Raw genomic sequence first — 14,554 nt, forward strand, 5'->3', positions numbered from 1 at the left:
GCCCGAAGCCCGGCTCAGCGCGCCACCACCGCTGCCTGCCCTTCGGGGCGCACGGCGATGTGGCCGATGCGCGTGCAGGTCTCGCCTGCGGCCTGCAGCGCCTGTTGCGCGGCGTCGGCGAGTTCGGGCGCCAGCACCAGCACGTAGCCGATGCCGCAATTGAAAGTGCGCAGCATTTCCTGCTCGTCGATGCCGCCCTCGCGCTGCAGCCAGTCGAACACCTCGGGACGGCGCCACGAACCCGGGTCGAGCACGCATTGCAGGTCCTCGGGAAGCACCCGGGGAATGTTCTCCAGCAGTCCGCCGCCGGTGATGTGGGCCATGGCGCGCACCTCGGTGTCGGCCAGCAGCGCCAGCACCGGGCGGCAGTAGATGCGCGTGGGCATCATCACGGCGTCGCGGAAATCCATGCCGTCCAGGCGCTCGGGCAGGCTCGGACCGGCGCGCTCGATGATCTTGCGCACCAGCGAGTAGCCGTTGGAGTGCACGCCGCTGGAGGCCAGGCCCAGCACCACGTCGCCGGCGCGGGTGCTGCGGCCCGAGATCAGGCGCGACTTCTCGGCGGCCCCCACGCAAAAGCCCGCCAGGTCGTATTCGCCGTCCGGGTACATGCCGGGCATCTCGGCGGTCTCGCCGCCGATCAGCGCGCAGCCGGCGATCTCGCAGCCGCGGGCGATGCCGCCGACCACGCGCGCGGCGACCCCCACCTCCAGCTTGCCGCAGGCGAAATAGTCGAGGAAGAACAGAGGCTCCGCTCCCTGCACCAGCACGTCGTTGACGCTCATGGCCACGAGGTCGATGCCCACGCTGTCATGGCGCTGCCAGGCGAAGGCCAGGCGCAGCTTGGTGCCCACGCCGTCGGTGCCGGACACCAGCACCGGCTCGCGGTAGCGCCGCGGCACCTCGAACAGCGCGCCGAAGCCGCCGATGCCGGCCAGCACGCCTTCGCGCATGGTGCGAGCCGCCAAGGGCTTGATGGCATCGACCAGCGCGTCGCCGGCATCGATGTCGACCCCGGCGTCGCGATAGCTCAGGCCGGTGCGGGAGGATTCGTTGTGGGAGGACATGTCGGGGTGGTCTTGGCCGCGCCTGCAGGCCCGGCGGGCCGTGACGCCTAAAATAGCCTGGCATTGTAGGGTGCGCGCCACGCCGCCGATGCGCCCGCTTTCCTCGCCACCTGCGCTTTCCTCGCCACCCGCGCTCCCCCCGCCGCCGTCCGTGCCCATTTCCCCATCCGTCCGTATCCGCATCGCCTGGCTGCTGCTGCTCGCGGCCCTGCTGGGCACCGGCTGGCTGCTCGGCGCGGTGCTGATGCCCTTCCTGCTGGCCCTCACCGTGGCCTACGCGCTGCACCCGGCGGTCGAGCGCATGGCTCGCTGGCATATCCCCCGGCTGCTCGGCGCCAGCGTGGCGCTGGTGCTGCTGGCCGTGGCGCTGGTCGCCCTGGGCAGCCTGATCGTGTCGGTGCTGGACACCACGCTGCCGCAGTTGCAGCGCCAGGTGCCCGGGCTGCTGAGCAAGCTCACCGACTGGCTGGGCGCCGTGGCCGCGCGCATGGGCCTGCAGAGCCATTTCGACCTCGCCACGCTGGGCACGGCGCTGAGCCGCAGCATCTCGGGCGACCCGCAGCGCTGGGCGATGCAGGTGCTGAGCTCGGCCCGCACCGGGGGCAGCACGCTGCTGAGCGTGCTGGGCAACGCCGTGCTGGTGCCCGTGCTCACGCTGTACCTGCTGCTGGACTGGCGCGAACTCATGCAGCGCGCGACAGGGCTCGTGCCGCCGCGCCACCGGGAGCGCCTGGGCGGGCTGCTCGACGAATGCGACGAGGTGCTGGGACGCTACCTGCGCGGCCAGATCACGGTGATGCTGCTGCTGGCCGCCTTCTATGCCGTGGGCCTGAGCCTGGCCGGCTTCCAGCTCGCGGTGCCCATCGGCGTGTTCACCGGGCTGGCGGTGGCCGTGCCCTTCATCGGCTTCGGCATCGGGCTGCTGCTGGCCTTGCTGGCCGGCGCACTGCAGTTCCAGAGCCTGTATGCGCTGGGCGCGGTGGCCGTGGTCTACGGCCTGGGCCAGGTGCTGGAGAGTTCCTACCTGACGCCGCGCCTGCTCGGCCGGCGCATCGGCCTGCATCCGCTGTTCGTCATTTTCCTGCTGCTGGCCTTCGGCGACCTGTTCGGCTTCCTCGGCGTGCTGCTGGCACTGCCGGCGGGAGCCTTGATGCTGGTGGTGGCCCGGCACCTGGTGCACTGGTACCGCGGCAGCGCCCTGTACCTGCCCTGACCCCCGCGGTGAGCCCTTCCGCCTCGCTTTCCCCGGCGCGCCAACTGCTGCTGGAACTGCAGTGGATCGACGAGCCCACGCTGGACAATTTCGAGCCCGGCGCCAACGCCATGGCGCTGCAGGCCCTGCGCGCGCTGCTGGCGGGCGAGGCCGCGGCCGCGGCCGGCCGCGCGCTGTACCTGTGGGGCGGCGCGGCCAGCGGCAAGACCCACCTGCTGCGCGCGGCCTGCGCGGCGGTACAGGGGCAGGGCCATGCGGCCTGGCTTCTGGGGCCGCACATCCCGCCTTCGCACTGGCCCTCGCTGGACCAGGTGGCGCAGGCGAGCCGCCTGGCGCTGCTGGCGGTGGACGATGTGCAGGACTTCAACGACTGGCAGCAGGACTGGCTGTTCGGCCTGTACAACGCCGCCCGCCAGCTCGGCTGCGGCTTCCTCGCCGCGGGCGACCGGGCGCCGGCGGAACTGGCGCTGCGCGAGGACCTGCGCACCCGCATGGCCTGGGGCCTGGGCCTGCGCCTGCAGCCGCTGGACGACGCCGCCAAGCAAAGAGTGCTGGCTCGCATCGCCGCGGCACACGGCCTGCAGCTGCGCGACGAGCTGAGCCGCTATATTCTCGATCATCACGCCCGGGACATGGCCTCGCTGGTGGAGCTGCTGCGCCGGCTCGACACCTACGCGCTGCGCCACGGCCGTGCCGCCAGCATTCCGCTGCTCAAGTCGATGCTGAACGAGACGGCCGCCGATTCCGGGGCCCTGCCGCGGCCCTGCCCGGCCCAACCCTGATACCTCGCGCGCATGCCGCACCGCAACCTGGCCCTGTTCGATCTCGACAACACCCTGCTGCCCTTCGACTCGGACCATGCCTGGGGCGAATTCTGCGTGCGCCTGGGCTGGGTGGACGGCGAGCAGCACTGCGAGGCCAACGACCGCTTCTACGCCGAATACCGCGCGGGCACGCTGGACCTGGAGGCCTACCTGCGATTCTCGCTGGCGCCGCTGGTCGGACGCTCGCCGGCGGAACTCGAAGGGGCCCACGCGGAATTCATGCGCGAGATCGTGCTTCCGCAGCTGCGCCCGGCGGCGCTGGACCTGGTGCGCAGGCACCAGGCCCAGGGCGACCTGTGCGCCATCGTCACCGCGACCAACGATTTCGTCACCGGGCCGATCGCCCGCGCCTTCGGCGTGCAGCACCTGATCGCGGTACGCACCGAGCGCGATGCGCTGGGCCGCTACACCGGCGGCTGGGTGGGCGTGCCCTCCTTCCGCGAAGGCAAGGTGCAACGCACCACCGAGTGGCTGCGCCAGCAGTCGCTGCAGTGGGGCGACATCGACCAATCGTGGTTCTACTCGGATTCGATCAACGACCGGCCGCTGCTCGAGCACGTCAGCCACCCCGTAGCGGTGCATCCCGACCCGCTGCTGTCCGAGCTGGCCACGCAACGCGGCTGGCCCGTCCTGAGCCTTTTCCCATGATCCGCAAACTCATCGACCGCCTGTTTTCCCCCAAGAAGTCCGCCGGCACGCAGGGCAGACGCATGGAGACGCCGGGCGCCAGCCTGGGCATCGACCCCTCGCGCCTGCCCAACTCCGCGCTCACCGTGGTGCGCTCGCTGCAGCAGGGCGGCTTCGAGGCCTACATCGTCGGCGGCGCGGTGCGCGACATGCTGCTGGGGCTCAAGCCCAAGGACTTCGACGTGGCCACCAACGCCACGCCGGAGCAGGTCAAGCCGCTGTTCCGCCGCGCCCTGCTCATCGGCCGGCGCTTCCGCATCGTGCACGTGATGTTCGGGCGCGAGGTCATCGAGGTGTCCACCTTCCGCTCCAATCCGGACGAGCCGGCGGCGGCGGTCGACGGCGACGAACGCGACGGCCGCAAGCTGGCCGGGCGCCACCACGCGGTGGACACCAGCGGGCGCGTGCTGCGCGACAACGTCTGGGGCAGCCAGGAAGAGGACGCGGCCCGGCGCGACTTCACCGTCAATGCGCTGTACTACGACCCCTCGCGCGACCTGGTGGTGGACTACCACCACGGCCTGCGCGACCTCAAGGCGCGCACCCTGCGCATGATCGGCGAGCCCTCGCGGCGCTACCGCGAGGATCCGGTGCGCCTGCTGCGCGTGGCGCGCTTCGCCGCCAAGCTGGGCTTCGAGATCGCGCCGGGCACGCTGCACCCCATCGCCTCGCAGGCCGAACTGCTGCGCAACGTGCCTTCGGCCCGGCTGTTCGACGAGACCATCAAGCTGCTGCAGACCGGCCATGCGCTGGCCTCGCTGGACAACCTGCGCCGCCTGGGACTGCACAAGGGGCTGCTGCCGCTGATCGACCTGGCGCTGAGCCAGCCGCGCGGCGAGGCCTTCGTGATGGCTGCCCTGGGTGACACCGACGCGCGCATCGCCGCCGGCAAGACGGCCAGCCCGGCCTTCCTGTTCGCCTGCCTGCTGTGGCCCCAGGTGGGACAGCGCTGGGCGCAACTGCAGGTCGAGGGCGTGCCGCTGATCGCGGCGCTGGACCAGGCGGCCGACGAGGTGCTGGCGGCCCAGGCCGAACGCCTGGCCATTCAGCGCCGCATCAGCGTGGACATGCGCGAGATCTGGGCGCTGCAGCCGCGCCTGGCGCGGCGCAGTTCGCGCTACGCCTACGGTGCGCTGGAGCATCCGCGTTTCCGCGCCGGCTTCGACTTCCTGCTGCTGCGCGCGCGCACCGGCGAAGCGGCGCCCGAGCTGGCTCAATGGTGGCAGGATTTCCAGGACGCCGACGAAGCCGGACGCGCCGAGCTTCTGGAGCAGGCGGCCCGCGGGTCTCCCGCGGAAGCCCCGAAAAAGCGCCGGCGCCGCCGGCGCAAGCCCGCGGGCGAGGCGGGGGACGGCGCGGCGCCACGTGAAGATGGCGACGGCGGAGATGGCGACGACCGCGATGCCGCGCCGCACGACGGGCGGCCGGACCACGCATGACGGCGCAAGCCCCGCGGCCGGCGGGTGCGGGCGAGATCGCCCTGGTCGGCCTGGGCGCCAACCTGGGCGACGCCCAGGCCACGCTGCGCGCCGCGCTGCGCGAGCTGGCCGCTTGCCCCGGTTGCACCCTGCTGGGCTGCTCGAGCCTGTGGAGCAGCGCCCCGGTCGACGCCGAAGGCCCGGACTTCTGCAACGCGGTCGCGCAATTGCGCTGCGCCTGCGAGCCCCACGAACTGCTGCGGCAGCTGCAGCGCATCGAGCAACGCCACGGGCGCCTGCGCCCGGACGGCGTGCGCAACGCCCCCCGCAGCCTCGACCTGGATCTGCTGTGCTTCGGCGATCGCCGGCTGGACACCCCGGAGCTCGGCCTGCCGCACCCCCGCATGCACCAGCGCGCCTTCGTGCTCGGCCCGCTGGCCGAGCTGCGCCCGCAGTGGCGCCTGCCGGACGGCGAGGCCATCGCCGAGGCGCTGGCACGCCTGAGGGCCGGCGGCCAGCAGCTGCGGCGCATCGGCCCGCTGCGTCCCTGAACCCCCGCCGCCGGGCGGAAAGCCGGAATCGCCTCCTTTTGGGGCTATAATGAAATGTTTCCCGGCGACCCACGCCTGCATGCCAGGCGCGAGAGTCCGTGGATTGTGGTTGCCCGAACGAGCTGGCCGAAGCCGGCCACCGGGGCTACCGATTTCTCGCAGCAACCGATTCGAAGCAATCGCAGGAATTCCGATCATGGTCGTCATTCGTCTGTCCCGCGCCGGCGCCAAGGGCCGCCCCTTCTACCACATCGTCGCCACCGACTCGCGCAACCGCCGCGACGGCCGCTACATCGAGCGCCTGGGTTTCTACAACCCGGTGGCCCGCGGCCAGGAGCAAGGCCTGCGCCTGTCGCTGGAACGCCTGCAGTACTGGGCCGGCGTCGGTGCCCAGCTGTCCGACACCGTGCAGCGCCTGGTCAAGCAGCAGGCCAAGCAGACGCCCCAGGAACCGGCCGCCGCCGCGGCCTGATGCCCGCCTGATGCCCGGTTCGGCCCGGCCGCGGCCGGGCAAGGCGCGATGAGCCCAGCCCCGCGCAAGACTTCCCGGCCGGCCGCGCCCGTGGCGACCGCGCCGGCCGCCGAGACGCCGGCCGCCGTGCATTGGCCCGAAGGGCTGATCGAGGTGGGCCACGTGCTCGACGCCTGGGGCACGCGCGGCTGGATCAAGGTCGCGCCCGACGCGGCCGATCCGGCCGCGCTGCTCAAGGCTCCCACCTGGTGGCTGCAAAGTCCCGCCGCACGCGGCGCGTCGCGGCGCCTGGAACTGCCGCGGCGCCTGGCCCGGCGCCACGCCCAGAGCGTGGTGGCCCTGCTCGAGGGCATCCCCGGACGCGACCAGGCCGAGGCCCTCAAGGGCTGGAGCATCCATCTGCGCCGCGAGGACTTCCCGCCCCCGGAGGGCGACGAGTTCTACTGGGTCGACCTGATCGGCTGCGAGGTCTGCAACCGCGAGGGCGCGGCCCTGGGCCGCGTGATCGGCCTGCTCGACAGCGGCGCGCAATCGGTGCTGCGCATCCGGCGCCCCGAGGCCGGGAACGGCGCGCAGGCGGCTGAGCGGTTGATTCCCTTCGTCGGCGCCTACATCGTCTCGGTCGAGCTGGACGCGCGGCGCATCGTCGCCGACTGGCAACCCGACTACGACTGAAGCGCCGTCGATGCCCCGCTTCGACGTTCTCACGCTGTTCGCGGGCTACTTCGAGCCGCTGCGCAGCCAGGGCATCTGCCGCCGCGCCTTCGACAGCGGCGCGCTGCAACTGCATGCGTGGAATCCGCGCGACCATGCCAGCGGAGCGCACCGCAGCGTGGACGACCGCCCCTACGGCGGCGGCCCCGGCATGGTGATGCTGGCCGAACCGCTGCTGGGAGCGCTGCGCGCGGCGCAGGCGGCACGAGCCGCCGCCGGGCTGCGCGAGGCTCCCGTGCTGTTGTTCAGCCCGGCCGGGCGCGTGCTGCGCCAGGCCGAGGTGCAGCGCCTGGCCGGCTCCGAGGGGGCCGTGCTGGTGTGCGGGCGCTACGAGGGCGTGGACCAGCGCTTCGTCGACCGCTACGTGGACCAGGAAGTGAGCCTGGGGGATTTCGTGCTGTCCGGCGGCGAGATCCCGGCCATGGCCCTGCTCGACGCGGTGGCCCGGCTGCAGCCCGGGGTGCTCGGCGACGAGCAGTCGGCGCTGCAGGACAGCTTCTCCGACGGGCTGCTGGACTGCCCCCACTACACGCGCCCGCCGGTGTTCGAGGAGGTCGAGGTGCCGCCGGTGCTGCTCGGCGGCGACCACGCGCGCATCGCGCGCTGGCGCCGCGACCGCATGCTCGAGCTGAGCTGGCGCCGGCGTCCCGAGCTGGTGCTCGAGCTCGAGCGCGCCGGGCGCCTCGACCGGCATGACCTGCGCCTGCTGCAGCTGTTGCGCGCGCAGGACGCCCAGGACCCCACGGCCGGCGCCTGAGGCGGGTCGGGCGGGGCCTTGGGGTATACTTGAGCGTTTTTCGCGATCCTCTGCCCGGCACAAGAGTTCCTAGAACCAGTTCCTACAACCCGCGCGGCGCAAGATCCCAGGAGTCTTTGATGAGCACCCACCTGATCCAGCAACTCGAGCAGGAAGAAATCCAGCGCCTGACCCAGGGCAAGCCGATCCCCGATTTCGCCCCCGGCGACACCGTGGTGGTCAGCGTCAACGTGGTCGAAGGCTCGCGCAAGCGCGCCCAGGCCTACGAAGGCGTGGTGATCGCGCGCAGCAACCGCGGGCTGAACTCCAGCTTCATCGTGCGCAAGATCTCCTCCGGCGAAGGTGTCGAGCGCACCTTCCAGCTGTACTCGCCGATGATCGCCTCCATCCAGGTCAAGCGCCGCGGCGACGTGCGCCGCGCCAAGCTGTACTACCTGCGCGGGCGCACCGGCAAGTCGGCCCGCATCAAGGAAAAGCTGGCCTGACCATCGTCGCGCCGATGCCCCAGGCATCCCGCCCGATGCGCAGCCGACCCGAGGGTCGGCTGTTTGCTTTTGGACGGCCGGCGAGGCCCGCACTTCGATGACCGCACCCGGTCCCCTGCCCACCACGCAGGCCGAACAGGCCCCGGTGCTGGAGCGCCACGGGCACTTGCCCGCGGTGCCGCCCCGGCGCCTGCAGCCGCAGGCGCTGCGCGAGACCTTCGCGCGCTGGCGCGGCGCCGGCGCGCCCGGAAGCGCCGCGGCCTGGCTGCCCGAGCACGCCGGCGACCTGGCAGCCCACGAGCGCCGCGCGGCGCGCCAGGCCTCGGTGCTGGTGCCCCTGGTGCTGCGCGAACAGGGGCCGCAACTGCTGCTCACCCGGCGCGACGCACGGCTTTCCGTGCATGCCGGGCAGATCAGCTTCCCCGGCGGCGGACGCGACCCCGGCGACCGCGACGCGGTGCACACCGCCTTGCGCGAAGCCGAGGAGGAGATCGGACTGGACCCGGCGCTGGCGGAGACCCTGGGCTGCATGCCGTTGTACACCACGGTCACCGGCTTCGCCGTCACCCCGGTGGTGGCGCTGGTCGACGCGCGCGCCCGCTGGCGCCTGCAGCAAAGCGAGGTCGCCGAGGTGTTCGAGGTGCCGCTGGAGTTCCTGATGGACCCCCGGCACCACGAACTGCGCGGCTGGGACAGCCCGGAGGCCGCCGCCGCGGTTCCCGGCGCCGGCCCGGGGCGGCGCGTGTTCTTCGCCATGCCCTGGCAGGACGCGCACAGCGGCCGCAGCTACTTCATCTGGGGCGCCACCGCCGCGATGATCCGCAACCTGTACCGGCTGCTCATCGCTTAGCATGCGCACATGGCGTTCTTCTCCGTCCTGCTTTCGTTGCTGCTGGAACAGGTCAAGCCCCTCGGGCGCCTGAGCCTGGTCTATACGTTGCGCACCTGGGTCGCCGACTTCGCGTCGCGCAATTTCGACGCCGGCGAGCGTCGCCACGGGCTGGCCGCCTGGTTCATCGCGGTGGTGCTGCCGGCCCTGCTGACCCTGGGGGTGTACTGGGCCGCGCTGCGCGTGAACCTGTTGCTGGCCTTCGCCTGGAACGTCGCGGTGCTGTACTTCACGCTGGGCTTCCGGCAGTTCTCCCACTATTTCACCGACATCAGCGATGCGTTGAACCGCGGCGACGTTCCCGGCGCGCGCGCCATCCTGCGCCAGTGGAAGTCCCTGGACACGCTGGAGATGTCGGCCGACGACGTGGTGCAGCAGACCATCGAGCATGCGCTGGTGGCCGCGCAGCGCTACGTGCTGGGGGTGTTCTTCTGGTTCCTGCTGCCGCTGGGCCCGGCCGGCGCGGTGCTCTACCGCATGGCCGAGTTCACCGCCGGCAAGTGGAACTCCAGCGGCTCCGAGGCCAGCCCCTGGTTGCGCGAATTCGCCAGCCGCGCCTTTTTCGTGCTCGACTGGCTGCCGGCCCGGCTGACCGCGGTGGGCTACGCGGTGGTGGGCAATTTCGAGGAAGCGGCCGATATGTGGCGCAACTACGCGCGCCTGTGGCCCGACAGCAATACCGGCGCCATGCTGGCCTCGGCCGCAGGCGCGGTGGGCATCCGCCTGGGCGCCACCGCCAACCCGGTGCCCGCGGAAGGGCCGGAGCCGGGAGAACACAGTTGGGGCGAGGCGATCGACGCCGAACCCCTGATGGCCCCGCAGATGCCCGGGGCGGTGCCCCAGTCCGGGCACCTGCGCAGCGTGGTCGGCCTGGTGTGGCGCTCGGTGCTGCTGTGGATGCTGCTGCTGGCCGTCGTCACCATCACCATGTGGGTGTCCTGAGCGCCGGCCCTGCCCGGGTGCCGGCGCCCATGCCCCCCTCGCTCAGCCCACGGCCCGCAGCAGCCAGCGGTTGACCCGCTGCACGTAGGCGGAGGGATCCTCCGGCATGCCGCCCTCGGCCAGCAGCGCCTGGTCGAACAGGATGCGGCTGAGCTCGCCGAAGGCCTCGGCCTGCGCCTCCCCGGCCGCCGCCTGCCCCTGCAGGCGCTTGACCAGTTCATGCTCGGGGTTGATCTCCAGGATCGGCTGGGCGCGCGGCGCCTCCTGTCCGGCCTGGCGCAGCAGGCGCGCCAGATGCGAGCTCAGCTCGCCCTCGTCGGCCACCAGGCAGGCGGGCGACTCCACCAGGCGCGAGCTGATGCGCACGTCCTTCGCCAGGCCCTGCAGCGCCGCCTTCATGCGCTCCAGCAGTTCCTTGTGGGTCTGCGCGGCCTCCTCGGCCTGGCGCTTGTCCTGCTCGTCCTGCAGCGCGCCCAGGTCGGCGCCGCCTCGCGCCACCGATTGCAGCGGCTTGCCGCCGAACTCGTGCAGCGAGCCGAGCATCCATTCGTCCACGCGGTCGGTCAGCAGCAGCACCTCGACGCCCTTGCGGCGGAACATCTCCAGCTGCGGGCTGGAGCGCGCGGCGCGCGCATTGTCGGCGGTGATGTAGTAGATGGCCGTCTGCTCCGGCTTCATGCGCGCCACGTAGTCGGCCAGCGACACGTCCTGGGCGTCGCCCTCCTGGTGGGTGGAGGCGAAGCGCAGCAGCCCGGCGAGGCGCTCGCGGTTGGCGAAGTCCTCTCCCACGCCTTCCTTGAGCACCTGGCCGAACTCGCTCCAGAAGCGGGAGTACTTGTCGCGCTGGGCGGCGTCCTCGCTGCCGGCCATGTCCTCGAGCATCTGCAGCACGCGGCGCGTGCTGCCGTCGCGGATGGCGCGCATGTCGCGGCTTTCCTGCAACAGCTCGCGCGACACGTTCAGCGGCAGGTCGGCACTGTCGATGACCCCGCGCACGAAGCGCAGGTAGCCGGGCAGCAGGCTGCTGGCGTCGTCCAGGATGAACACGCGCTTGACGTACAGCTTGACCCCTTCGTGGTGGTCGCGGTTGTACAGGTCGAAAGGGGCCTTGGCCGGCACGTACAGCAGCTGGGTGTATTCGCTGCGGCCCTCCACGCGGTTGTGGGTCCAGGCCAGCGGCGCCACGTCGTCGTGGGCGATCTGCTTGTAGAAGTCCACGTACTGCTGCTCGTCGAGCTCGGACCTGGGCCGCGCCCACAGGGCCGCGGCCTTGTTGACCTGCTCCCATTCGTCGCGCACGACGTCCTGCTTGCTCTCGTCGTCCCACTCGCGCTTGCGCATCTCGATGGGCAGGGAGATGTGGTCGGAGTAGCGCCCGATGATGCTCTTGAGCTTCCACTGCGCCAGCAGGTCCCCGAATTGCTGCTCCTCTGCGTCGGCGCGCAGGTGCAGGATCACGTCGGTGCCGCGCACCGGGCGCTCGAGGGCCTCGACGCTGAATTCGCCGCTTCCGTCGGAGGACCAGCGCACCCCCTGCGCGGCCGGCAGCCCGGCGCGGCGGCTCTCCACGACGATGCGCTCGGCGACGATGAAGCCCGAGTAGAAGCCCACGCCGAACTGGCCGATCAGGTTGGCGTCGCCCTTGCGGTCCTCGCCCAGGCGCTGCATGAATTCGCGCGTGCCCGATTTGGCGATGGTGCCCAGGTGCTCGATCGCGTCCTCCATGGACAGGCCGATGCCGTTGTCGCTGACCGTGATGGTGCGCGCCTGGGGGTCGAAATCGATGCGGATGCGCAGTTCCGAGTCGCCTTCCCACAGCGCGCTGTCGTCGATGGCCAGGTAGCGCAGCTTGTCGCAGGCGTCCGAGGCGTTGGATACGAGCTCGCGCAGGAAGATGTCCCGGTTGGAATACAGGGAATGCGCGACCAGATGCAGCAGTTGCCGCACCTCGGCCTGGAAGGCATGGGTGTGCGGCGCGCCGGCCTGCGGAGGATTCGAGGTGCTTGTGCTCATGGTGGGCGGGTCAGGAACGGAAAAAGGGCCAAGGCCAGGGAGGCCGCCGGAGGCGGCCGGGAACCCGGGCGCGCGGCGTGCACCGCAGCGCGCCCTCGTTGCGCGAAAGATGGGGGTGCCCGGGCGCTTTTCAAGCCCGCGCGGGCGGCGCCGCGCCGGCACCGGCAAGCAGCGCGGCCAGGCGCGGCAGCACGCGCAGCGCGTTGGCGGCGGTCAGCGCGGCGGTGCGTTGCGGGGTCCAGCCGCGCAGCCCGGCCAGCACGGCACCGATGCGCGGCAGTTCGGCCGGCTCGTTGGGGCGGGGCTCCGGGCCATGGGCGATCCACTGCGGGGCCATGTCGGGGGCATCGGTCTCCAGCACCATCGCCTCCTCGGGCAGGCCCTGCGCGAGCCGGCGGATGTTGCGCGAGCGCTCGAAGCTCAAGGTGCCGCCGAAGCCCAGGCACAAACCCTGGGCCAGGAAGGCCCGCGCCTGCTGCTCGCTGCCGTTGAAGGCATGGGCGATACCGCCCCGCCCTTGCGCGCCCCAGGCGCGGCGCCGCAGGGCCGCGGCCACAGCGTCCTGCGCGCGGCGCACGTGCAGCAGCACCGGCAGCGCGAACTCGGCCGCCAGTTCCAGCTGCGCCTCCAGCCACCAGGCCTGTTCGGCGCGCCCGGCCGGATCCTGCTCGACGAAATGGTCCAGCCCGACCTCGCCCACGGCCACCAGGCGCGGGTCGCCGGCGCGGCACTGCAGTTCCTCGCGCAGCAGCCGCAGGTCCTCGCGGCGCAGCCGCGCCACGTACAGCGGGTGCACGCCCAGCGCGTAGGCGTGGCCGTGCGCATGGGCCAGTTCGCGCACCGCGGCGAAATTCGAGGGTTCCACCGCCGGCACCACCACGCAGCCGACCCCCGCGCGCGCAGCGCGTTCCAGCACGGCCGCGCGCCCCGCGTCGAACTCGGCGGCGTCGAGATGGGCATGGGTGTCGATCCACATGGGCAGGAAGCTCGGCCGGATATGCAATAATGGATGGCTGTATTGTGCGGCAGGCCAGAAGCCTGGGCACGGCACGCGGGAACCAGCTGGGTCCTGCTGCCCGTGCGCTGTCCGCGCAGCACAAGGAGACGTGACCGAGTGGCCGAAGGTGCTCCCCTGCTAAGGGAGTATGTGCCAAAAGCGCATCGAGGGTTCGAATCCCTCCGTCTCCGCCAGACATGAAGCCCGAGTCCTGCGAAGGACTCGGGCTTTTTCATGGGCGTAGCGCTGACGGCACTGCGCGGCGTATCGACCGGCAACCGCGCGCGCCGGGCTCAGCCCCCGGCGCGCCTTCCCGTGCCGAGCGCAGCGGCGAGCAGCAGCCCCAGCATGACCACCAGGAAGCGCCCTTCGTTGACGTCCATCAGCAGCGAATTGAACAGGCTGCCCACGCCGATGGTCACGAGCACGCCGTGCGCGAAATCGCGCTCCATGCGATCCAGGCCACGGGCATCGCGCCAAGCCGCCGCGGCCATGCCCAGCAGCAGCAGCAGGCCCACAGCACCGAGTTGCTCGGCGCTGTTCAGGTATTCGTTGTGGGGATTCGAGGTGTGCAGGTCATGCGGGGCGACGCGCGCGTATTGCACGTCCATGCTGCCGGTGCCGCTGCCGACCAGCGGGTGCTGCGCGATGATGCGCAGGGTATTGCTCCAGAACTGCAGGCGCAGGCCCCAGGAGGTGTTGACCTGGTTCTGGTCGTGGTCCGCCTCGGCGCGCTGGTACTGACGCAGGTTCTGCACGCCCTGCTCCATGCGCATGCGCGCCACCGGAAAGGCGCTGAAGGCCACCGCGGCCAGCAGCAGCGCGAGGCCTCCGCCGGCCAGCAGGCCCCTGGCACCCAGGCGTTGCGCGCCCAGCAGCACGATCAGGGCAAGCACGATCACGTAGCCGGTGCGCGCGATGCCGACGTAGACCACGTCGAAGGCCAGCAAGGCCGCCAGCAGCACCCACAGCGCGCGCCGCCTGCCCGGCTCGAAGGCCATGCGCGCGAAGGCATAGGCCGCGAAGGCCTCGATGGTGCCGAAGTGGATGTGGCCCTGCACGATGCTGTCGGACCATCGCCCGGGAACCAGCCCGAAAAAGCGCGCGTAGGACAGCGCCGAGGCCAGCACCGCACCCCACAGGAAGGCCTGCAGCGCGCGCCGGCGCCAGGGGCCGTCGCCCACGCTGACGATGAGCACCGGCACCAGCAGCAGCTTGGCGTATTTGCCCATCACCTCCATCTGCTGGGCACGGGTGCCGCTGCCGTAGACCATGCCCAGCACGAACATGAGCAACAGCGCCGTGGCCCACAGCGCCGTGGGGCTGGCGCGCAAGCGCCGCCACTGCCAGGCCCAACCCCCGCCCAGCAGCCAGGCGACCAGGAACAGCAGCGCCGCGGCCGAGCCGGTCGCGGTGGGAAGGCTGAGGGTGAAGGCCAGCAGCACGGCCGCCGGGCCCAGGATGCTCATGCGCGGCGGTCGGGCCCGGGCGACGAAGAGGTCTGTGGACATGGAATCTGGAGAAA

Annotated in this window: 15 protein-coding genes and 1 tRNA gene; 12 read left to right on the plus strand and 4 right to left on the minus strand. The window is 71.7% G+C overall.

Features of this window, described 5'->3' with window-relative positions:
- Window positions 1-14: 14 nt before the first annotated feature.
- Window positions 15-1,067 carry a phosphoribosylformylglycinamidine cyclo-ligase gene (gene purM, locus D466_RS0109295; protein ID WP_018913444.1) on the minus strand — a complete coding sequence of 351 codons (1,053 nt, stop codon included), beginning with the start codon at window positions 1,065-1,067 and terminating at the stop codon, window positions 15-17.
- A 151-nt stretch (window positions 1,068-1,218) separates the two neighbouring features.
- Here purM and D466_RS0109300 point away from each other — a divergent pair, with 151 nt between their 5' ends.
- The 11 genes from D466_RS0109300 to D466_RS0109350 all read left to right on the plus strand — a co-directional run bounded on the left by D466_RS0109300 (window position 1,219) and on the right by D466_RS0109350 (window position 10,019).
- Window positions 1,219-2,280: an AI-2E family transporter gene (locus tag D466_RS0109300; RefSeq protein WP_018913445.1), complete on the plus strand. Its 1,062-nt coding sequence runs from the start codon at window positions 1,219-1,221 to the stop codon at window positions 2,278-2,280.
- An 8-nt stretch (window positions 2,281-2,288) separates the two neighbouring features.
- On the plus strand, window positions 2,289-3,062 hold the full coding sequence (gene hda, locus D466_RS21260; RefSeq protein WP_018913446.1) for a DnaA regulatory inactivator Hda: 774 nt from the start codon (window positions 2,289-2,291) through the stop codon (window positions 3,060-3,062).
- Window positions 3,063-3,074: 12 nt separating this feature from the next.
- On the plus strand, window positions 3,075-3,752 hold the full coding sequence (locus D466_RS0109310; protein WP_018913447.1) for an HAD family phosphatase: 678 nt from the start codon (window positions 3,075-3,077) through the stop codon (window positions 3,750-3,752).
- Complete coding sequence (gene pcnB / locus D466_RS0109315) at window positions 3,749-5,230, plus strand: polynucleotide adenylyltransferase PcnB (RefSeq protein ID WP_018913448.1); 1,482 nt, start codon at window positions 3,749-3,751, stop codon at window positions 5,228-5,230. The genes D466_RS0109310 and pcnB overlap by 4 nt, the downstream gene beginning before the upstream one ends.
- On the plus strand, window positions 5,227-5,760 hold the full coding sequence (gene folK, locus D466_RS0109320) for a 2-amino-4-hydroxy-6-hydroxymethyldihydropteridine diphosphokinase (protein ID WP_018913449.1): 534 nt from the start codon (window positions 5,227-5,229) through the stop codon (window positions 5,758-5,760). Before pcnB ends, folK begins: the two co-directional genes overlap by 4 nt.
- Before the next feature lie 196 nt (window positions 5,761-5,956).
- A complete protein-coding gene (gene rpsP / locus D466_RS0109325; protein ID WP_018913450.1) occupies window positions 5,957-6,232 on the plus strand; it encodes a 30S ribosomal protein S16 in 276 nt (91 codons plus the stop codon).
- A 48-nt stretch (window positions 6,233-6,280) separates the two neighbouring features.
- Window positions 6,281-6,907, plus strand: coding sequence for a ribosome maturation factor RimM (gene rimM, locus D466_RS0109330; RefSeq protein WP_018913451.1), 627 nt, complete (start codon window positions 6,281-6,283; stop codon window positions 6,905-6,907).
- 10 nt (window positions 6,908-6,917) lie between these two features.
- A complete protein-coding gene (gene trmD / locus D466_RS0109335) occupies window positions 6,918-7,703 on the plus strand; it encodes a tRNA (guanosine(37)-N1)-methyltransferase TrmD (protein WP_018913452.1) in 786 nt (261 codons plus the stop codon).
- Window positions 7,704-7,822: 119 nt separating this feature from the next.
- The gene (gene rplS, locus D466_RS0109340; protein ID WP_018913453.1) at window positions 7,823-8,188 is read left to right on the plus strand and encodes a 50S ribosomal protein L19; all 366 of its coding nucleotides are present in this window, start codon (window positions 7,823-7,825) and stop codon (window positions 8,186-8,188) included.
- A 97-nt stretch (window positions 8,189-8,285) separates the two neighbouring features.
- Window positions 8,286-9,038, plus strand: coding sequence for a CoA pyrophosphatase (locus tag D466_RS0109345; RefSeq protein ID WP_018913454.1), 753 nt, complete (start codon window positions 8,286-8,288; stop codon window positions 9,036-9,038).
- 9 nt (window positions 9,039-9,047) lie between these two features.
- The gene (locus D466_RS0109350) at window positions 9,048-10,019 is read left to right on the plus strand and encodes a CobD/CbiB family protein (RefSeq protein ID WP_018913455.1); all 972 of its coding nucleotides are present in this window, start codon (window positions 9,048-9,050) and stop codon (window positions 10,017-10,019) included.
- 42 nt (window positions 10,020-10,061) lie between these two features.
- Here the strand turns inward: D466_RS0109350 and htpG are convergent, their stop codons facing one another.
- Together htpG and D466_RS0109360 are read right to left on the minus strand one after the other, a co-directional pair.
- Window positions 10,062-12,032, minus strand: a complete 1,971-nt coding sequence (gene htpG / locus D466_RS0109355) for a molecular chaperone HtpG (RefSeq protein ID WP_018913456.1) — start codon at window positions 12,030-12,032, stop codon at window positions 10,062-10,064.
- 130 nt (window positions 12,033-12,162) lie between these two features.
- Complete coding sequence (locus D466_RS0109360) at window positions 12,163-13,008, minus strand: TatD family hydrolase (protein ID WP_018913457.1); 846 nt, start codon at window positions 13,006-13,008, stop codon at window positions 12,163-12,165.
- A 124-nt stretch (window positions 13,009-13,132) separates the two neighbouring features.
- Here D466_RS0109360 and D466_RS0109365 point away from each other — a divergent pair.
- Window positions 13,133-13,223, plus strand: a tRNA-Ser gene (locus D466_RS0109365).
- 99 nt (window positions 13,224-13,322) lie between these two features.
- On the opposite strand, the gene D466_RS0109370 is transcribed toward D466_RS0109365, so the two are convergent.
- Complete coding sequence (locus tag D466_RS0109370; RefSeq protein WP_196803457.1) at window positions 13,323-14,540, minus strand: O-antigen ligase family protein; 1,218 nt, start codon at window positions 14,538-14,540, stop codon at window positions 13,323-13,325.
- Window positions 14,541-14,554 lie beyond the last annotated feature (14 nt).

This window comes from Thiomonas sp. FB-6, assembly GCF_000377645.1.
GTDB lineage: Bacteria > Pseudomonadota > Gammaproteobacteria > Burkholderiales > Burkholderiaceae_C > Thiomonas_A.